This window comes from Stagnihabitans tardus (genome assembly GCF_009925085.1).
Classification (GTDB): domain Bacteria; phylum Pseudomonadota; class Alphaproteobacteria; order Rhodobacterales; family Rhodobacteraceae; genus Stagnihabitans; species Stagnihabitans tardus.
The window spans coordinates 48,098-67,322 of sequence record NZ_JAABNR010000010.1; the positions used below are offsets into that span (position 1 = coordinate 48,098).

The following is a 19,225-nucleotide window of genomic DNA, read 5'->3' on the forward strand; positions in this document are numbered from 1 at the left end:
CGGGGGCGCGCGGGGCTGATGGCAGGAAAGCGACCTCTATGGCTTTCAATTTGGCCCAAATATCTCCGGGAGGGTCCGGGAGGGCAGCGCCCTCCCGGCGCTTAGTAGCCGCGGCTCCGGTCGACGAGATGCAAGAGCGGCAGGCCGTCGCGGGCGCGGGCGATGTTCGCCACCAGGACCTCGACTGCCGTCTCGGCCCGCGTGTCGGCGGCGATATGGGGGGTGACGGTGACCTTCGGATGGGCCCAGAACGGGTGATCCTGCGGCAGGGGCTCGACCCGGAAGACATCCAGCGTCGCATGGGCCACCTGGCCCGCGTCCAGGGCGGCCAGAAGCGCTTCGTCGTCGATCAGGGGCCCGCGCCCCGGGTTCAGGATCACGGCGCCCTTGGGAAGCCAGGAGAGCCGCTCGGCGTTCAAGAGGTTCTCGGTCTCGGGCGTCTTGGGCAAAAGCGTCACCACGATCTGCGCGGTCGAGAGCGCCTGACGCAGGCCCTCTTTGCCGGAAAGGCAGGTCAGGCCGGGGATCTCCTTGGCCGTGCGGCTCCAGCCGGTCACGGGGAAGTTCATCGCCTGAAGCGCACGCGCGGCGGCCAGGCCAAGCGCGCCGAGCCCCAGCATCGCCACGGGACGCGAGCGGGCCAGCGGCGGGCAGGTGGGGTCCCAGACATGGCCAGGGTTCACGATTTGGCGATCCATCCCCAGGTGGTGGCGGAGCGCATGACCGACCACCCATTCCACCATCCCCTCGGTCAGGCCCGGATCGACCATCCGGGCCAGGGGCTGGGTCAGGGTCGCATTGCCCACGATCCGCTCCACCCCCGCCCAAAGGTTCAAGACCGCCTTGGCCTTCACATAGGGCGTGAAGTCCTGCAGCCAGGAGGAGGGGGCATAGATGATGATGTCGACCTCGGCCGGATCCGCCTCGGTCACCACTTGGGCCTCGATCCCCGCACGGGCCAGGGCAGCGGGCAGAAGGGTCTCGTATTCCGGCCAAAGTGCGGGGGCGGCGAAAAGGATCAGCATGTTACCTCGATAAGGCCAGGGCGGCATTCACCGCCAGGGCCAGGATGACGGTGTTGAAGAAGAAGCTCCCCAGCCCATGCAGCATCACCATCCGCCGCAGCCGGGGCGAGGTCACGACCACGTCCGAGACCTGGAAAGTCATCCCCACGGTCAGGGCGAAGTAGAAGAAATCCCAGATGTCGGGCGGCGTCTCGCCGGGGAAGACAAGGCCGCCCTCGGGCTCGGCTGCGAACCAGAGATGGGCATAGCGGAAGGCGGCCATGACCTGCAACGTCGCCCAGCCCAAAGGCGCGGCGGCCAGGGCAAAGAGCGCCTCGGGCAGGCTGCTTTCGCGGTTCAAGACCAGGAAGACGGCCGAAAGGCTGACCCCTACCCCCAAGAGCGCGAGGATCAGGATCAGGGCGGCGCCCTCGTCCTCGATCTCGGCATGGGCGCGCAGGGCCTCGGGCGTCAGGCTGCGGCCCATGAGGGCCACGAGAAGGAGGTAAGTGAAGAAGAACCCGTTCACCCCGGCCAGGGCCCGCATCTCGGGCGCAAGGCCAAAGCCCGCAGCCCAGATCGCCAGCCCCAGGGCCAGGGCCAGCAGGAAGCGCTTATGTTTGCGCCAAAGCCTCATCTCAGCCGGTGGACGATGGCGCTTTGCGCCAGGCCAAAGGCGATCAGCAGAACCAGCGTCGCCGAGCCGCCGTAACTCAGGAAGGGCAGGGGCACGCCGACCACGGGGGCGAGCCCCATGACCATGGCGAGGTTCACGGCCAGGTAAAGGAAGAAGTTCATCGCGATGCCGATGAGCAGAAGCGACGAGAAGCGGTCCTTGTTTTGCAGCGCGGCCCAGAACAGGAAGACCAGGATCACGGCGTAAAGCGTCAGGAGCGATATTGCTCCGACGAAGCCGAACTCCTCTCCCAGCGTCGTGAAGATGAAGTCGGTGTGCTTCTCCGGCAGGAAGTTCAGGCGGCTTTGGGTGCCCTGCATGAAGCCCTTGCCCGTCCAGCCTCCCGAACCGAGCGCGATCTTGGCCTGGGTGATGTTGTAGCCTGCGCCCAAGGGATCGGCGGAAGGGTCGAGGAATGTGTCGATCCGCTTGTATTGATAATCGTGGATCAGTTGCCAGGGCGTGCCGCGCAACAGGAAGATCCCCGCCACTCCGGCGCCGAAGACCCCGGCCACGGCGGCGAAATACCACAGGCTCACCCCGGCGGCGAACATCACCCCGGCGCCCGCGACGACCAGCATCAGCGTGGTGCCGAGGTTGGGCTCCAGAAAGACCAGGGCGGCGGGCGCCAGGATCAGCGCCACCGGGACCAGCACCCACAAGGGCCGCGAAACGCGCCGGTCGGGCAGCCAGTCGTAATAGGTCGCCAGGATCATGACCAGGGCGACCTTCATCAGCTCGGAGGGTTGCAGGCGCATGAAGCCGATGTCGATCCAGCGCTGCGCCCCCATGCCCACGACGCCGAAGAACTGCACGATCAGCAAAAGCACGAAGGTCGCGCAATAGGCCGCCACGGACATGGACCGCCAGAACCAGATCGGAGTCAGGCAGATCATCAGTGACAGGACCAGGCCCGCCGCAAAGCGCTTCATCTGGGGCCCGGCCCATTGGTCCATATCCCCGCCCGAGATCGAATAGAGCATCAGCCAGCCGATGGCCGCGCAGGCGGTGATGACAAGGTAAAGCCCCCAGTTGACGTAAAGCACCTTGCCGAAGCCGGTGGGGGCGAATTTGACCCGGTATTCCAGGAATGACATCGTCCTAGACCTTCTTCTCGGCGGGCATCGTGCCATCGGGGTTGCGCAGGCGCAGCTCCTCCAGCATCGACTGGATGCGCTTGCGCTGGGTCTCGGGATAGTCGGCCGGGTCGGGCAGGGCGCCGGTCAGGACGCGCAGAAGCACGTCCCGCGCCACCGGCGCCGCCGCCGATGACCCGCCGCCGCCATGTTCCACCACCACCGCCACCGCATAGCGCGGCGCATCGGCCGGGGCATAGGCCACGAACAGCGCATGGTCGCGGAATTTCCAGGGCAGGTCGGTGTTGGCGACGACCCCCGTCTCACGCTCGCTGGCCGAGATGTTGCGGACCTGGCTTGTCCCCGACTTCCCCGCCATCTTCTTGTCCGCCGCCGCCACCCGCGCCCCGTAAGAGGTGCCGTGCTGGCTGTTGACCACGCTGTTCATCCCCGCCCGCACCGCCTCCAGGTGGCTTTCGGGGATGCCCAGGCTCTCGGCCTCGGCCACCTTGGTCTCGACCCCGTCGATGGCGCGGATCAGGCGCGGCACGACCGCCCGCCCCGTCGCCGTCCGCGCCGTCATCACCGCCAGTTGCAGCGGCGAGGCCAGGACATAGCCCTGACCGATCGAGGCATTGATCGTGTCGCCGATCCGCCAGTCTTGCTTGTACTTGGTCTGCTTCCATTCCTTGGTGGGCAGGATGCCCTCGGTGATGGCCGACATGGGCAGATCATGGCGCATCCCCAGGCCAAGCCGCCGCCCCATCTCGGAGATCTTGTCGATGCCGACCTTCTGGGCGATCTCGTAGTAAAAGACGTCGCAGCTTTCGGCCAGGCTGCGGGCGAGGTCCACCTTGCCATGGCCGCCATGCTTCCAGCAGTGAAAGCGCCGCCCGCCGAACTCCAGGTAACCCGGGCAACGCACCGTGGTCTCGACGTCCAGGCTGCCATCGGCCAGCGCCGCCAGCGCCGTCACCATCTTGAAGGTCGAGCCCGGCGGATAGGCGCCCTGCACGACCTTGTTGGCAAGCGGTCGGTGGTCGTTCTGCATCAGCACGTTGTAATTGGCCGAGGAAATCCCGCGCACGAAGAGGTTCGGGTCGAAAGAGGGCGCCGAGGCCGCCGCGATGATATCGCCGTTCGTCACATCCATGACGACGCAAGAGGCGCTTTCCTCGCCCAACCGCACCTGGACGAAGTTCTGCACATCGGCGTCGATGGTCAGCATCAGGTCGGCGCCGGCCTCGCCCTCGGTCCGCTCCAGCTCGCGCATGACGCGGCCGACGTGGTTGACCTCGATCTTGCGGTTGCCCGCCGCTCCCCGCAGCACATCCTCGCGCCACTTCTCGACCCCGATCTTGCCGATCTGGAACTTGGGGATGCGCAGCAGGGGATCGGGGTTCTCGATCCCTTCGAGGTCTTTCTCGGACACCGGGCCGACATAGCCCACGACATGGGCGAAATCGGTGTCGCGCGGATAGACCCGGCTCAAGCCCACATCCGGAGACACGCCCGGCAGGGCGGGCGCATTGACCGTCACGCGCGAGAATTCCTCCCAGGACAGCCGATCCTTGACCGGGATCGGCACGAAGGAGGGGTTGCGGCCGACATCGCGCAACACGCGTTCCATGTCGCCCCGCGTCAGGGGGATCAGGTGGGAAAGCCGGTTCAGCACGGCCTCGACATCGCCCGCGCCCTCCCGGGTGATGACGACACGGTAATTCTGCTCGTTCCCGGCGATCAGCTTGCCGTTGCGGTCGGTGATCAGGCCGCGGTCGGGGGGGATCAGCTGGATGTTGACGCGGTTCTGCTCGGCCAGAAGGGCGAAGTCCTCGGCCTGGTCGACGCCAAGATAGCGCATCCGCCCGCCCAGCACCGCAATCGTCGCCGCCATCGCGCCGCCCATGACCAGGGCGCGCCGCGTCAGCTTGCGGTGGCTGTCCTCGCTGTCGCGCACCGGTCGTCTCATAGCCGCCGCCCCCTTTCGTCGATTTCTCCGGTGGCGGGCTTGTGCAGGTCAAGCCCATAGCGGCTGAAGGCCACGACGGCGGGATAGGCCAGCACCGACCACAGGATCTGCACCAGGCCCATGCCAAAGGCCGGTTGCTCGACGAAGGCCAGGCCCAGAAGCAGGCGGTTGGCGGCAAAGACCCCCATCATGACCCCCGCGACCAGAAGCCATTCAACCCCGAAGGACAGTTCCCGCGTCAGGGCAGAGCGCGAGCGGATGAACTCCGCCCCCACCAGCACCAGGGCCGCCCAAAGGCCAGGGGGGCGCATCAGAAGCAGGTCCTCGACCAGGACCACGGCGGCGATCATCGGCGCGGGCAGGTATTCCGGCCGCCGCACCATCCAGGCGAAGATCAGGCAGATCAAGAGGTCCGGCCCCGGGACATGGCCCGCCGTGGTGTTCAAGGGCAAGAGGCGGACCAAAAGCAGCACCAGCACCACGGCCAGGAAGACCAGCCGGTGCAGCCAGAGCTCTCCGATCCAGGCCCTAATCACTGCGCGCCTCGTTCGTGGCATCCTCCACCGGGGCGGCAGGCGCCGAGGCGGCGGGGTCGGTGTTGGTGACGGGCAGGCCCTCGGCCGGCAAGAGCGGTCCCTGGAAGCCTGCGGGCAGGGGCTTGGGCGGCTCGGGCACCAGAAGCGCGCCGGGGTCGGAGATCGGCGCCGAGGCATAGGACCGCAACACGCGCAGATATTCCAGCCGCTGGTAATCAGCGGCGAGGTTCACCCGCAGGCGCTTGTCGGCGCCAAGGACAACCTCTCCGACCAGGAGCCCGCCCGGAAAGACCCCGCCATCCCCCGCGGTGACCACGCGGTCCCCCGGGCTGATCTGGTCGGGATGTTCCAGGTAATCCAGCGCCGGATACATGGAATTGTCGCCAGAAAGGATGCCCTTCAGCCCCGAGGGCTGGACGACGACCGGAATGCGGCTGGAGCTGTCGGTCAGCAAGAGCACCCGCGCCGTGCGCTCTCCGACGCCCGAGATGCGCCCGACCAGGCCGATGCCGTCCATCGTCCCCCAGCCGTCGCGGATGCCGTCCCTTTGTCCGACGTTCAACAGGACGGATTGCCGAAAGGGGCTGCCGCTGTCGGCCAGGACCTGCCCCGTCACCTGGGTCAGCATCGGATCGAGCCGCACGTTGTTCAGATCCAGAAGGCGGGCGTTCTTTTGTTCCAGCTGAAGTGCTGCCTCTTTCCAGGCCTTCATCCGCTGCAACTCGTCGCGCAGCTCCTGGTTTTGTTCGTAAAGCCGGGCGTAGCTTTGAAAGTTCTCGACCATGCCCGAGGCCTTGGTGACCGGCACCATGGCCCAGCTCAAGTCGGGAACCACGCGGTCCAGAAGCGCCGTGCGAAAACGTTCGACCCTTGGGCTGTCGATGCGCCAGATCAGAAAAAGGACAAGCAGGAAAAGGACCAGAAGGCCCACAAGCACCCGGCGCAGCGGCCGGGTGAAATCTTCGGTCTCGTAGCGGGCGCGGGCCATGACGGGCCTTTAGCTGTCGTAGTCGATCACATGGCGAAGCTGCTTTTCATACTCCAAAGCCTTGCCCGTGCCCAGAGCCACGCAGTTCAAAGGTTCGTTGGCCACCGAGATCGAGAGCCCGGTCTGTTCGCGCAAGGACAGGTCCAGGTCGCCCAGGAGAGCCCCGCCCCCGGTCAGCATCACGCCACGGTCCACGATATCGGCGGCGAGGTCGGGCGGGGTGGTCTCCAGCGCCTGCATGACCGCGTCGCAGATCGCCTGGACGGGTTCGGACAGGGCCTCGGCGACCTGGGCCTGGTTGATCTCGGTCTCTTTCGGCACGCCGTTCAACAGGTCGCGGCCCCGGATGGTGATCGAGGCGCCACGGCCGTCGTCAGGCATCCGCGCCGTGCCGATGGTGGTCTTGATCCGCTCGGCGGTGGATTCGCCGATCAAGAGGTTCTGGTGACGGCGGAGATAGCTGATGATCGCCTCGTCCATCCGGTCACCGCCGACGCGGACCGAGCGGGCATAGACGATGTCGCCCAGCGACAGGACCGCGACTTCGGTCGTGCCGCCGCCGATGTCGACGACCATGTTGCCGGTCGGATCGGTGATGGGCATGCCCGCGCCGATGGCCGCCGCAATGGGCTCGGCAATCAGGCCCGCGCGGCGGGCGCCGGCGGACAGGACCGACTGCCGGATCGCGCGCTTTTCAACGGGCGTGGCGCCATAGGGGACGCAGACGATGATCTTGGGCTTGGAGAAGGTCGAGCGCTTGTGCACCTTGCGGATGAAGTGCTTGATCATCTCTTCGGCGGTGTCGAAATCGGCGATGACGCCGTCGCGCATGGGCCGAATGGCCTCGATGGAACCGGGCGTCCGGCCCAGCATCAGCTTGGCATCTTCGCCCACGGCCAGGACCTGCTTCTTCCCGTCCTTGACGTGATAGGCCACGACGGAAGGCTCGTTCAGGATGATCCCGCGACCCTTGACATAGACCAGCGTGTTCGCCGTCCCAAGGTCGATCGCCATATCCGACGAGAAGATGTTGGAAAGAATTGACATGGCAAAGCCCCCGATTCCGCAGCCGACTCGGGCAGCCCGAGACGATCACCTGCATATAAAGAGCAGCGGTCCCAAGTGCGAGTCGAAACCGGAACGCCGCGCGGAAGCCCGCGCGGCGTTCCTGGGCTTGTCATTTTCGAACACTTTGGCCCTGTTTGGGCCGTGATCAGTGCTGATCCTTGTAGTTCACCGATTTGACGTCGCTGTCCGGCGCGGTCTTCTGCCGCCGGACGATCAGCCGGTTCAAGGCGTTCACATAGGCCTTCACGCTGGCCACGACCGTATCGGTATCCGCCGAAGAGCCCGTGGCGATGCGGCCGTCTTCCGACAGGCGGACGGAAACGGTGGCCTGGGCGTCGGTGCCCTCGGTCACGGCATGGACCTGGTAGACCTCCAAGGTGGCCTTGTGCGGGAAGAGGTCGTCCACCGCGTTGAAGGCGGCATCGACCGGACCGTCTCCGGTCGTGTCGGTGGAATGCTCGACACCGTCGATCAGCAGGGTCAGTTCGGCCTCGCGGGGCCCTTCCGTGCCGCAGACGACGCGCAGGCGCTTGACCTGCAGGAAGTCGTTCTCGTCGTTGATGGCCTCATCCTTGACCAGTGCGATCAGGTCCTCGTCGTAGACCTCTTTCTTCTGGTCGGCCAAGGCCTTGAAGCGGACGAAGACGTCGTTCAGCTGGTTCTCGGCCATGTCGAAGCCCAAGGCCTTCAGCTTCGCGCGCAGGGCCGCGCGGCCGGAGTGCTTGCCCATCTGGATATTGTCGGCGGTGACGCCGATATCCTCGGGGCGCATGATCTCGAAGGTCTGGACGTTCTTGAGGACGCCATCCTGGTGGATGCCGCTTTCATGCAGGAAGGCGTTCTTGCCGACGATGGCCTTGTTGAACTGCACCGGGAAGCCCGAGACGGCAGAGACCCGGCGCGAGAGGTTCATGATCTTGGTCGTGTCGATCTTGGTCTGATAGGGCAGGATGTCGTTCCTGACCCGCATGGCCATGACGACTTCCTCCAGCGCGGTATTGCCCGCGCGCTCGCCCAGACCGTTGATCGTGCATTCGATCTGGCGGGCGCCGGCCTCGACGGCAGCCAAGGAGTTGGCCGTCGCCATGCCGAGGTCATTGTGGCAATGGGTCGCGAAGATGATCTCATCGGCGCCGGGGACACGCTCGAGGAGCATGGCGATCAGCTTGGCGCTTTCGAAGGGATAGGTATAGCCCACGGTGTCGGGGATGTTGATCGTCGTGGCACCGGCCTTGATGGCGATTTCCACCACGCGGCAGAGGTAGTCATGTTCGGTGCGGGTGGCATCCATGGGCGACCACTGGACATTGTCGCAGAGGTTGCGGGCATGGGAGACCGTGTCATGGATGCGCTCGGCCATCTGGTCCATGTCGAGGTTCGGAATGGCGCGGTGCAGCGGAGAGGTTCCGATGAAAGTGTGGATGCGCGGCGAGTGGGCGTGCTTCACGGCCTCCCAGCAGCGGTCGATGTCCTTGTAATTGGCGCGCGCCAGGCCGCAGATCGTGGAGTTCTTCGAGCGCTTGGCGATTTCCGAGACGGCGGCGAAGTCGCCCTCGGAGGCGATGGGGAAGCCCGCCTCGATGATGTCCACGCCCATTTCGTCGAGGAGGGAGGCGATCTCCAGCTTTTCCTCGTGGGTCATGGTGGCGCCGGGGGATTGTTCCCCGTCACGCAAGGTGGTGTCGAAAATCAGAACGCGGGATTGAGTCATCTTGTCCTCGGAGGTTTTTTGCTTCTTCGGGCGCTGGTCACCTCCGAGCGGTCGCGCCCATGGGCACGCTCAGAGGCGGGTAAGAAGAAGCAGCCCCAAGGAGAGGGCAGGGCCCCCGGGCAAAGCGTGAATGCTGATGCGATCCTTGGTCATGGGGGGCGACTATAAGGAGGGAATCGCGAAAGAAAAGGGGGGGCGCGGCAGAATCTGGACCTTTGGCGCGGCTGCACCAGATGAAGTCTGCCCTTGGGCGGGCCATCGAGGCCCGCCCAAGGGCTGCTGCCGCAGGTTTTTCAGGGAAGGGGAGAGCGGGATGGAACGGGCATTGGTCGTGGGACACAGCGGGGGGATCGGGGCGGCACTGGCTTCGGCCTTGACAGCGCAGGGCGTGGCGGTGACGGGTCTTGGCCGTGCCGAAGGGCTGGATGTCACTGACGAGGCCTCGGTCGCGGCGGCGCTGGGCGGGCTGGAGCCGGGCTTCGACCTGGTCTTCGTGGCGACCGGCGCCCTGGTGATCGGCGCGCGCGGGCCTGAAAAGACGCTTCGGGCGCTGGACCCTGCGGCCCTGGCGGCGCAGTTCGCGCTGAATGCGACGGGGCCGCTCCTGGTGCTGAAGCACGCGCTGCGCCTGATGCCGCGCGACAGGGCCTGCCATTTCGCGGCGCTTTCGGCCCGGGTGGGCTCGATCGGGGACAACCACCTGGGCGGCTGGTATGCCTATCGCGCGGCCAAGGCGGCGTTGAACCAGCTGATCCACACCGCCGCCATCGAGGTGGCACGCACCCATCCCGGGGCCTGTCTCCTGGCGCTTCACCCGGGGACGGTGGACACCCGCCTGACCGCCGCCCACAGGGGGTCCCATCCGGCGGTTCCTCCCGCCGAGGCGGCGGCGAATCTCCTTTCGGTCCTGTCACGCTGCACCGCGTCGGACAGCGGGCGATTCGTCGATGCGCAGGGCCTGACCATCCCCTGGTAAGCCGCTGCCGACCGAGGTCGGATCCGGTGCGCCGAATCCCTCGGACCAAGGTCTGAAGATCGGCCCCGGAAGTCCCCTAAACTGGGGTTTATGCCGGGTTACGGCGGTAAGAAGGCGCCAAACCTAAACCCCAGACGCATTTCCTGCCGTCCAGCCCCGGGGCAAGGTCATCTCATCGCAACGGCAATCCCGCCGCTGCACCAGATGCAAGAACGTGGAGGCTTACGGATCACCCCTCAAGATCGGAGGCGGGCTCGACTGTCCCCGGCCCGCAAGGCCAGAGCCCGAAATGCCCCGATTTTGTGCCACCCTGCCCGGGTTTCGGCTGAAGCGCCCCCCAGCGCTGTCCCCCAGCCGGCCCGAGGCAGGGTGGCCCCTTCCCCCCGGGGCCGATCCCCAACCGCCGCCTTGTGCCACCCAAAGGACTGACGATGAAAAAACTGCTTCTCTCCGCCGCCTTCGTTCTCTCGGCCGCCTCGGCCTTCGCGGCGGTCACCGCCAACGACCTGGTCGCCTCCTACCAGGCCGATGGGTTCAACGCGATCGAGGTCACGACCGGTATCACCCAGATCAAGGTCGAAGCCGTCAAGAATGGCACCAAGGTCGAGGTCGTCTATGACATCGCCTCGGGCTCGATCCTCAAGCAGGAGCAAAAGCCGGCCCGGGCCCGCGACCTGAACGATACCTCGGTCGAGGTCCAGACCTCGGCGACCGACTTCACGGATGGGTCGGACGACGATTCGGATGATGACCATGGCCGTGGCCGGGGGTCGGATGACGGCGCGGACCACGATGTGGGCGACGATCACGGCGGCGATCGCGATGACGACGATTCCAGCGGTCACGGCTCTGACGACGATCATGACGACGACCGCGGCGGTTCGGACCACTCCGGCCATGGCGGTGGCGATGACCACGACGACGACAGCGACAACGACTGAGCCTTGTCGAAACGAACTGCACCCGGTCCTTTGGGGCCGGGTGACTTGCAGGTGGAGGCGGTGTTCCGCTAAATGAATTGGGCCAGGAAGGCCAGGTGTGGTGATGAACAGACGGAAGCTGATCACAGTCATGGCGGGGGCGCTGGTTTTTCCAGCGCTTGGCGCTTTTGCCCAGGATGTCGGTGAGAGCATCGTCGCGCAGCTTCGCGCCCAGGGCTACACGCAGATCGATATCGAAACGACCTGGCTTGGGCGCATCCGCATCCTGGCCACGCGCGGGGGTGGCCAGCGCGAGATCATCGCCAATCCCCGCACCGGAGAGATCCTCCGCGACGTTTGGACCGGGGCGCGCGATGGCACGCGCACCACGATCCTGGACGATGTGGACGACGATGCAGGCGCCTCGAGCGGCGGCACGTCGGGCTCGGGGTCTTCGGGTTCCGGGTCTTCTGGTTCTGGTTCTGGCTCCGGTTCCGACGACGACGGAGAGGACGACGACAGCGATTCCGGCGGGTCGCATGGCGGCTCGGGCTCGGGCAAGGATGATTCCGACGACAAGGATTCGGGCAAGGATGATTCGGATGACGACAAGTCGGACGATTCAGATGACGACAGCGGGAAGGACGACAATTGACTTTGCCGCAACTGGGAGCATCCCTTCGTGACGTCTGACGGAAGCGACGCGTGATGGGCAGGCTTGCAGGTTTCGCCCTCGTCTTCTTTATCCAGGCGCTTTTCGCGATCCTGTTCATCTCCGATATCTTCTCGTCGATCTTCGGTTTCGAGGACACGCCGCTCAGCTGGGAGATGCGCGAGCTCCTGGAAATCGGCGCCGCCCTTGGATTGATCATCGGCCTGATCCTGGGCGCCATGGCGCTGCGGCGCGTGGTGCTGGATCGCAACAAGGCGCAAGAGCGGCTGCGGCGGGCCTCGGGGGCTTTCCTCGACCTGTTGGAAGAGCGTTTCGCCGAGTGGAGCCTGACGCCGGCCGAGCGTGACGTGGCTCTCTTTGCCATCAAGGGCATGTCGACGGCGGAAATCGCCGTGCTGCGCCAGACCTCGGAAGGGACGGTCAAGGCGCAGACCAACGCGATCTACCGCAAGGCGGGGGTCTCGGGGCGGTCACAACTGCTGAGCCTGTTCATCGACGACCTGATGCGCGACGACCCGAAGCTGAGACCCCAGGCCGAGGCTTAGATCGCGGCCTCTTGCAAGACGGCCAGGGGCACGATGTCCAGGGTGCGGATATGGGTGGCGGCCAGGTTCACCTTGGGCGCCGCGCCCTCGTCATGGGCTTGCAGAAAGCGGCTGGCGCAAAGGCACCAGCGGTCGCCGGGTTTCAGCCCGGCAAAGCCCCATTCCGGCTTCGGCGTGGAAAGATCATTGCCGAGATATTTCGACAGGGCGAGAAACTCCGCCGTCATCACCGCGCAAACCGTGTGGCGCCCGCGATCCTGCGGGGCCGTGTCGCAACAGCCGTTGCGGAAAAACCCCGTCATCGGCTCGGTCGAGCAGGGTTGCAGCTTTTCGCCAAGGACGTTGATCGAAGGTTCCATGGGTGGGATGATAGAGCATCCGCGCGCGGGTTCAACCGAAGAACCCATTGGCGCCAGGCGCTCCCTTCCCACCGCGTAGCCCGGGGTATACCCCGGGTTCCCCCGCCCATGTTGCGAGCCCAGTAGGGTGCGTGATCTCACGCACCACCCTTGAGGTTCGGCACGCCCTGGTTCCAGCGCATCAGCCCCATCATCAGGCTCTCGCCGATCCGATGCGCCAGCGCCGACCAGGCCGCCGCCGTTTCCGGCGCCAGGTTGCGCTTCAGGACGCTGTCGAAAAGCCCGAGCCAGGGAATGAACATCCCCGGTCGCACATCCCCCGCCTGGGCATGGACGCGCATCGGGTTGCCCTCATAGCTCCGCTCGGACCGGATGGCATTGCGCCAAAACCCCGCGATCTTGGCCTCATGCGCGGGCCAGTCGGTGACATGGGCGGCAAAGACCGGGCCAAGGCCCGGGTGCTGGCGGATGGCCTCGTAGAACTCTTCGACGACGAGCGCGATCTCGGCATCGGTCACGATAAAGCGGGGCGGCAGGGCTTGGGTCTGATCCATGGCGCCATCTTGCCCGCGGGGCGGCGCTTGTCCATGAGACGCTTTGCCCGAGTGGGCGCCTTTTCCGCGCTGCCCCCTTTACCCCCCTTGCGGCCTTTTCTATAAGGCCCGCATGGCATTTCGCGTGTTCATCGCCCGAATTAGCGGCCCGGCGTCCTAAGGCGCCGGGATTTCGCCATTTCTGCCCTTTCCGACCTCACAGGATGCCCCCGATGAGCACCGATACTCCCGACTACCGCGACACCGTCTTCCTGCCCGAGACCGATTTCCCGATGCGCGGCGGCCTTCCCCAGCGCGAGCCCGAATGGCTGGCCCGCTGGGCGAAGATCGGCGTCTATGACCGCCTGCGCGAAAAGACGGGGCGGAAGGACTTCACCCTCCACGACGGCCCGCCCTATGCCAATGGCCACCTCCACATCGGCCATGCGCTGAACAAGGTCCTGAAGGACATGGTCGTCCGCAGCCAACAGATGATGGGCCGCGACGCCCGCTATGTGCCGGGCTGGGACTGCCACGGACTGCCGATCGAGTGGAAGATCGAGGAGCAATACCGCGCCAAGGGTCTGAACAAGGACGATGTCGACGTCGTGACCTTCCGGCAAGAGTGCCGCAAGTTCGCCGAGGGCTGGATCGACATCCAGCGCGAAGAGTTCAAGCGCCTGGGCGTGACCGGCAACTGGGCCAATCCTTACCTGACGATGGACTTCCACGCCGAGGCCGTCATCGCCGACGAGTTCATGAAGTTCCTGATGAACGGGGCTTTGTACCAGGGCTCCAAGCCGGTGATGTGGTCGCCGGTCGAAAAGACGGCGCTCGCGGAAGCCGAGGTGGAGTATCACGATATCACCTCGCACACGATCTGGGTGCGGTTTCCGGTGTCCCATTTTGAAGCTGACACCTCGTCAAGCACACCCAAGTATCGCAACATGGATCTCAATGTTGCAAATGTTGTGATCTGGACGACTACGCCTTGGACCATCCCACAAAACCGCGCGGTGTCGTTTGGCCCGAACATCTCTTATGGTCTCTACCGGGTCGACGCTAAGGCCGAGAATTCTAGCACTGTCATTGGTGAGACCTTCATCATCGCAGACGCGCTGAGTGAGGCTGTAAAAGCTGCATCAAGAATTGAAGCGCTTACGCGTCTTCGCTCGGTGGAACCCGCAGAGTTTGAAGGGATGGTCCTCGCCCATCCTTACCGCGGTATCGAGGGCGGCAAGGGCGAGTGGGATTATCCGGTTCCTATGCTGCCGGGCGAGCATGTGACCGACGACGCGGGCACGGGGTTCGTGCATACGGCTCCGTCGCATGGCGATGACGACTACCAGATGGGGCTGAAGTTCGGCCTTCCCATGACCTATAACGTCGAGGCCGATGGCACCTATCGCCAGAGCCTGCCGCTCTTCGGCGGCCAGGCCATCCTGCGCTCCGAGCCTGATCCCAAGAACAAGCGCAACCCCTGGGAGGGGGCGGCGAATGTCTCCAACATCAAGGCCTTGGCCGGCGTCGGCGCGCTTTTCGCCAAGGGCACGATGCTGCATTCCTATCCGCATTCCTGGCGCTCCAAGGCTCCGCTGATCTACCGCAACACCCCGCAGTGGTTCGCCGCCATCGACCGCAAGCTGGAGGATGGGCTGGGGAACTATGGCTCCACGATCCGCGAGCGGGCGCTGACCTCGATCCGCGAGCTCGTGACCTTCACCCCCGCCATCGGCAAGAACCGCCTGCAAGCGATGATCGAGAACCGCCCGGACTGGGTGCTCTCGCGTCAACGCGCCTGGGGCGTGCCCTTGACTTGCTTCGTCAAGAAGGGCGCGCAGCCGAGTGATGCCGACTTCCTTCTGCGCAACGCGGAAGTCAACGCCCGCATCAAGGCCGCCTTCGAGGCCGAGGGCGCGGATGTCTGGTATGTGCAAGGCTTCAAGGAAAAGGTCCTCGCTGGCCTCGCCGATCCGTCGCAATATGAACAGGTCTATGACGTGCTGGACGTCTGGTTCGATAGTGGCTCCACCCATGCCTTCGTGCTGCGCGACCGTGAGGACGGCTCGGAGGACGGCGTCGCCGACCTTTACCTCGAGGGCACCGACCAGCATCGCGGCTGGTTCCATTCCTCGCTCTTGCAGGCCTCGGGCACCAAGGGCCGGGCACCGTATCGCGGCCTTCTGACCCATGGCTTCACGCTGGACGAGAAGGGCATGAAGATGTCCAAGTCGCTTGGCAACACGGTCGCCCCCGAAGAGGTCATCAAGGAATATGGCGCCGATATCCTGCGGCTTTGGGTGGCCTTGTCGGACTACACCCAGGACCTGCGCATCGGGAAAGAGATCCTGAAGGGCACGGCCGACAGCTACCGCCGCCTGCGCAACACGATGCGCTATATGCTGGGCGCGCTGAACGGCTTCGAGGCCGCCGAGCGGGTGGATGCCGCTGACATGCCCGAGCTGGAGCAATGGGTCCTCCACCGCCTGTCCGAGCTTGATGAGCAGGTCCGCGCGGGCTATGCGGCTTATGACTTCCAGGGCGTCTTCCAGAAGCTCTTTACCTTTGCCACGACCGACCTCAGCGCCTTCTATTTCGACATCCGCAAGGACTCGCTTTACTGCGACGCGCCCTCCAGCCTCACCCGCCGCGCCTGCCGCACGGTGATGGAGGCGCTGTATGACCGGCTGACGACCTGGCTGGCCCCGATCCTGGTCTTCACCATGGAAGAGGTCTGGCTTTGCCGTCACCCGGGCGAGGATAGCTCGGTCCACCTGCAAGACCTGCCCGAGACGCCGAAGGCGTGGCGCAACGAGGCCCTGGCCCAGAAGTGGGAGGGCATCCGCGCCGCCCGCCGCACCGTCACCGGCGCCTTGGAGGTGCAGCGGACGGCCAAGGTGATCGGCGCCTCCCTCGAGGCCGCGCCTGTCGTCCATGTCACCGATACCGCGATCCTGGCCGCGCTGAAGTCGGTGAATTTCGCCGACCTCTGCATCACCTCTGGCCTGCAACTGACCGCCGACCCCGAGCCTGCGGAGGCCTTCCGCCTGCCCGAAGTCCAAGGCGTCGGCGTGGTCTTCGAACATGCAACGGGCGAGAAATGTCAGCGCTGCTGGAAGGTTCTGCCCGATGTCGGAACCCACAAGCACCCGGGCACCTGCGCCCGCTGCAACGACGCGCTGTAATCGGGGGCCTTCGGGCCCCCTTTTCCTTGGGACCCCATGCGCCAGACCCTGATCACCCCCCTTGGCCCCATCAGCCTCTCGGAGGAGGATGGCGCCTTGACCGCGCTGCACTGGCGCGAGGGGACCGATAGCTCCCCCCTGATCACCGAGGCCCTGGCCCAGCTGCAGGCGTATTTCGCGGGCCGGCTCATGGCCTTCGACCTGCCCCTGGCCTTTCGCCCCGGCCTGACCGGCGCGGTGCAGCGGCAGATGGTGCAGATCCCCAAGGGCGAGACGCGGACCTATGGCCAGATCGCCCGTGCCGTGAAGGCCCCGGCCCAGGCCGTGGGCCAGGCCTGCGGGGCCAATCCGCTGCCGATCCTCGTGCCCTGCCACCGGGTGCTGGGGGCGACGACCCTGGGCGGCTTCTCGGCGCCGGGGGGTGTCGAGGCCAAGGTCTGGCTTCTGCGCCACGAGGGCGGGACGCTGCTGCTATAACGTTACAGTTTGCCCCGCCCCCGTCACAAAACGTGAAAAACCAAAGCATCGCCAGTCTCTTCCGATGCAGCACCCCGGCCTGTAGAGAGTCCCAAACGGAGGGAGAGCGATGCAAGAGAATGCTGCCATGGGGCGCTGGGCGGTGGCCGCCCTGTTTCTGATCAACGGCTTCAACATGGGTGCCTGGGCGCCGCAGATCCCCAAGATGATGGAGCGTCACGGCATCGACTCCGGCCTCATGGGGGTCTTGATCGTCATGATCGGCCTGGGCGCGGTTTCGGCCATGATCTTCGCGGGCAAGCTCATCGCGGCCCATGGGTCGCGGCGCATGGTCCTGGTCTTTGCCTGCTGTTTCATCCCGATGTTCCCCCTGATGATCCTGATGCCCTCACCCTGGTTGGCCGTGCCCTTCCTGATCGGTTTCGGCGCCTTTGGCGGCTGCATGGATGTGGCGATGAATGCCAATGCGGTCTCGGTCGAACAAAAGCTCGGCCGGGCGATCATGTCCTCCTCCCACGGGTTCTGGAGCCTGGGCGGCTTCATCGGCGGCGCCTTTGGCGGCAAGGCGATCGAGACCTTGGGCTATGGCGGCCAGGCCTTGGCCGTGGCGGCCTTGTGCGCGCTGACGCTTCTGGTCATGGCGCGCTACATCGTCACCGACCCCCCGCATGAGGCGGCCGAAAAGCCCAAGGCGCGCATGTTCCCGCCGGTGCCGGTGCTTTACCTTCTGGGCGCCATGGCCCTGTTTTCCATGGTGCCCGAGGGCGCGGTGCTGGACTGGGCGGCGGTCTATGTCCAGCGCGAGCTTGGCGCCAACCTGACCGAGGCGGGGCTGGCCTTCGGGCTTTTCTCGGGCGCCATGGCCGTGGTGCGCTTCATGGGCGACGCGGTCAGGAACCGCTTCGGCGCGGTGACGACGCTGCGCGCCTCGGGGATCATCGGGGGTGTCGGGCTGGTGATCGGGGCGCTGGCGCCTTCGACCGAGGTGGCCATCGCGGGCTTTGCCTTTGCGGGCATCGGGGTGGCCAACATGGTGCCGATCATGTTCTCGGCCGCCGGGAATTACCCGGGCCTGCCGCCGGGCTCCGGCATCGCGACCACGACCATGATCGGCTATGCGGGCTACCTGCTGGCGCCCTCGGTCATCGGCTTCGTCGCCCAGTATGTGGGCTTCCGCTACACCTATGCCACGGTCGCCATCCTGCTCCTGGTGGTGGCTTCGCTGGCAGGCCGTGCGAAGGCGGCCGATGGGGTGAAGGGCTGACGCAGTTCCTGCTTGCTTAACTCTGGCGGCGGTTCAATATGATCAAATGAATCGCCGCCCGTCAGAGGCGGCAAACAGGGAGCCTTGACATGAAAAGCTTGCAGATCCTGCTGACCTCGACCCTGGCCTTCAGCCTGGGTGCGGGGCCGGTCCTGGCCCAGGCCACCGCCGTCGGCGATGGCGAGGGCGAATTGTCCATCGTCGCCTGGCCCGGCTATATCGAGCGCGGCGAAAGCGACAAGGCCTATGACTGGGTGACCAAGTTCGAGGAAGCCTCGGGCTGCAAGGTCACGGTCAAGACGGCGGCGACCTCGGACGAGATGGTGTCGCTCATGAACCAGGGCGGCTTCGACCTGGTCACGGCCTCGGGCGATGCGTCCTTGCGCCTGGTGGCGGGGAAAAAGGTCCAGCCGGTGAACATCGACCTGGTGCCCTCCTGGTCCAAGGTCGATGACCGGCTGAAGGATGCGCCCTGGCACACGGTGGACGGCGTGCATTACGGCGTGCCCTATCAGTGGGGCCCCAATGTGCTGATGTACAACACCGAGGTCTTCCCGACCGCGCCCACCTCCTGGTCGGTGGTCTTCGAGGCCCAGGACCTGCCCGATGGCAAGCCCAACAAGGGCCGCGTCCAGGCCTATGACGGCCCGATCTACATCGCCGATGCCGCGATCTACCTGAAGGCCACCAAGCCCGAGCTGGGCATCACCGACCCCTATGCCCTGACCCAGGCGCAATACGATGCCGCCTTGGAGCTTCTGCGCGGCCAGCGCGACCTCGTGGGCCGTTATTGGCATGACGCGGCCGTGCAGGTCGATGACTTCAAGAACGAGGGGCTGGTGGCCTCCTCCTCCTGGCCCTACCAGGTCAACCTCTTGAAGAGCGAAGGCGCCAAGGTCGAACAGACCATCCCCTCCGAGGGCGCGACCGGCTGGGCCGATACGCTGATGCTGGCGACGGACTCTGCCCATCCGAACTGCGCCTACAAGTTCATGGAGCACTCGCTGAGCTCGAACCTGCAAAGCGACCTCTCGGTCTGGTTCGGCTCGGTGCCGGTGGTGCCCGCGGCTTGCACGGATGGTTCGGGGATGCAGACGGCCGAGGGCTGCGCGGCCAATGGGTCGGAGTTCTTCGACAAGATCGCCTTCTGGAAGACTCCGGTGGCCGAATGCGCGGCGGGGACCTGCGTGCCCTATCGCCAGTGGGTCGAGGATTACATCGCCATCATCGGCAACAACTGACTGATGCGCGACCCCCGGGGCCCT

At 65.6% G+C, this 19,225-nt stretch carries 18 protein-coding genes; 8 read left to right on the forward strand and 10 right to left on the reverse strand.

Annotated elements, in window-relative coordinates:
- Positions 1-101: 101 nt before the first annotated feature.
- The 8 genes from GV832_RS11700 to GV832_RS11735 form a co-directional block, all read right to left on the reverse strand.
- Positions 102-1,025 (reverse strand): 2-hydroxyacid dehydrogenase, encoded by a 924-nt coding sequence (locus GV832_RS11700; protein WP_168775052.1) that lies wholly within the window; start codon positions 1,023-1,025, stop codon positions 102-104.
- A 1-nt stretch (position 1,026) separates the two neighbouring features.
- The gene (locus GV832_RS11705) at positions 1,027-1,641 is read right to left on the reverse strand and encodes a DUF1345 domain-containing protein (RefSeq protein WP_168775053.1); all 615 of its coding nucleotides are present in this window, start codon (positions 1,639-1,641) and stop codon (positions 1,027-1,029) included.
- Complete coding sequence (gene rodA, locus GV832_RS11710) at positions 1,638-2,777, reverse strand: rod shape-determining protein RodA (RefSeq protein WP_168775054.1); 1,140 nt, start codon at positions 2,775-2,777, stop codon at positions 1,638-1,640. Before rodA ends, GV832_RS11705 begins: the two co-directional genes overlap by 4 nt.
- Positions 2,778-2,781: 4 nt before the next feature.
- The gene (gene mrdA / locus GV832_RS11715; protein WP_168775055.1) at positions 2,782-4,725 is read right to left on the reverse strand and encodes a penicillin-binding protein 2; all 1,944 of its coding nucleotides are present in this window, start codon (positions 4,723-4,725) and stop codon (positions 2,782-2,784) included.
- The gene (locus GV832_RS11720) at positions 4,722-5,261 is read right to left on the reverse strand and encodes a rod shape-determining protein MreD (protein WP_354001957.1); all 540 of its coding nucleotides are present in this window, start codon (positions 5,259-5,261) and stop codon (positions 4,722-4,724) included. Before GV832_RS11720 ends, mrdA begins: the two co-directional genes overlap by 4 nt.
- Positions 5,254-6,249 (reverse strand): rod shape-determining protein MreC, encoded by a 996-nt coding sequence (mreC, locus tag GV832_RS11725; RefSeq protein WP_168775057.1) that lies wholly within the window; start codon positions 6,247-6,249, stop codon positions 5,254-5,256. The genes GV832_RS11720 and mreC overlap by 8 nt, the downstream gene beginning before the upstream one ends.
- Positions 6,250-6,258: 9 nt before the next feature.
- Positions 6,259-7,296 carry a rod shape-determining protein gene (locus tag GV832_RS11730; protein ID WP_168775058.1) on the reverse strand — a complete coding sequence of 346 codons (1,038 nt, stop codon included), beginning with the start codon at positions 7,294-7,296 and terminating at the stop codon, positions 6,259-6,261.
- A gap of 166 nt (positions 7,297-7,462) precedes the next feature.
- Complete coding sequence (locus tag GV832_RS11735) at positions 7,463-9,028, reverse strand: 2-isopropylmalate synthase (RefSeq protein WP_168775059.1); 1,566 nt, start codon at positions 9,026-9,028, stop codon at positions 7,463-7,465.
- Between the two features lie 313 nt (positions 9,029-9,341).
- On the opposite strand from GV832_RS11735, the gene GV832_RS11740 reads away from it, so the two are divergent.
- From GV832_RS11740 to GV832_RS11755, 4 genes are all read left to right on the forward strand, one after another.
- Positions 9,342-10,004 carry an SDR family NAD(P)-dependent oxidoreductase gene (locus tag GV832_RS11740; RefSeq protein ID WP_168775060.1) on the forward strand — a complete coding sequence of 221 codons (663 nt, stop codon included), beginning with the start codon at positions 9,342-9,344 and terminating at the stop codon, positions 10,002-10,004.
- A 431-nt stretch (positions 10,005-10,435) separates the two neighbouring features.
- Positions 10,436-10,945: a PepSY domain-containing protein gene (locus tag GV832_RS11745; protein ID WP_168775061.1), complete on the forward strand. Its 510-nt coding sequence runs from the start codon at positions 10,436-10,438 to the stop codon at positions 10,943-10,945.
- 103 nt (positions 10,946-11,048) lie between these two features.
- On the forward strand, positions 11,049-11,579 hold the full coding sequence (locus tag GV832_RS11750; protein WP_168775062.1) for a PepSY domain-containing protein: 531 nt from the start codon (positions 11,049-11,051) through the stop codon (positions 11,577-11,579).
- 53 nt (positions 11,580-11,632) lie between these two features.
- Complete coding sequence (locus tag GV832_RS11755) at positions 11,633-12,142, forward strand: helix-turn-helix transcriptional regulator (protein WP_168775063.1); 510 nt, start codon at positions 11,633-11,635, stop codon at positions 12,140-12,142.
- On the opposite strand, the gene GV832_RS11760 is transcribed toward GV832_RS11755, so the two are convergent.
- Both GV832_RS11760 and GV832_RS11765 read right to left on the reverse strand, forming a co-directional pair.
- Positions 12,139-12,501, reverse strand: a complete 363-nt coding sequence (locus tag GV832_RS11760; protein ID WP_168775064.1) for a DUF2237 family protein — start codon at positions 12,499-12,501, stop codon at positions 12,139-12,141. The two genes, GV832_RS11755 and GV832_RS11760, sit on opposite strands and share 4 nt — an antisense overlap.
- A gap of 137 nt (positions 12,502-12,638) precedes the next feature.
- Positions 12,639-13,055, reverse strand: a complete 417-nt coding sequence (locus tag GV832_RS11765) for a group III truncated hemoglobin (protein ID WP_168775065.1) — start codon at positions 13,053-13,055, stop codon at positions 12,639-12,641.
- Between the two features lie 212 nt (positions 13,056-13,267).
- Between GV832_RS11765 and ileS the strand changes: the two genes are divergently transcribed.
- The 4 genes from ileS (at position 13,268) to GV832_RS11785 (ending at position 19,201) form a co-directional block, all read left to right on the forward strand.
- Complete coding sequence (gene ileS / locus GV832_RS11770; RefSeq protein WP_168775066.1) at positions 13,268-16,219, forward strand: isoleucine--tRNA ligase; 2,952 nt, start codon at positions 13,268-13,270, stop codon at positions 16,217-16,219.
- Positions 16,220-16,255: 36 nt separating this feature from the next.
- Positions 16,256-16,696 carry a methylated-DNA--[protein]-cysteine S-methyltransferase gene (locus tag GV832_RS11775; protein ID WP_168775067.1) on the forward strand — a complete coding sequence of 147 codons (441 nt, stop codon included), beginning with the start codon at positions 16,256-16,258 and terminating at the stop codon, positions 16,694-16,696.
- Positions 16,697-16,805: 109 nt separating this feature from the next.
- On the forward strand, positions 16,806-17,960 hold the full coding sequence (locus GV832_RS11780) for an MFS transporter (RefSeq protein ID WP_168775068.1): 1,155 nt from the start codon (positions 16,806-16,808) through the stop codon (positions 17,958-17,960).
- Between the two features lie 89 nt (positions 17,961-18,049).
- Positions 18,050-19,201 (forward strand): ABC transporter substrate-binding protein, encoded by a 1,152-nt coding sequence (locus GV832_RS11785; RefSeq protein ID WP_168775069.1) that lies wholly within the window; start codon positions 18,050-18,052, stop codon positions 19,199-19,201.
- Positions 19,202-19,225: the final 24 nt, after the last annotated feature.